Raw genomic sequence first — 236 nt, 5'->3', positions numbered from 1 at the left:
GCTTATGCTTGCTGATGACGGTTACACGCCACTTGCTGGTTCACCGCTTATCGCAAATGGTCAAATTGGTGCTTTTGATGGATCAACTAACTGGATGGAAGGTTGGACTGTCGGTATTAATGGCGGCTTCCCTACTGATATTGATAACGCGCTTGCACAAGGCTTAGCATCAGATGTTTCTAGTGAATTTCCAGCAATTACAGATAAACCAGTATACCGTTTAACTGAAGATACAA

At 43.2% G+C, this 236-nt stretch carries 1 protein-coding gene; it reads left to right on the top strand.

The features are described 5' to 3' along the window. Positions 1 to 236: hypothetical protein (locus AAEY78_RS14945; RefSeq protein ID WP_352340283.1), on the top strand; the 236-nt coding region annotated here is incomplete at both ends.

Source organism: Psychrobacter sp. 16-MNA-CIBAN-0192 (genome assembly GCF_040309565.1).
GTDB lineage: Bacteria > Pseudomonadota > Gammaproteobacteria > Pseudomonadales > Moraxellaceae > Psychrobacter.
This window is presented reverse-complemented; position numbering and strand designations above follow the sequence as displayed.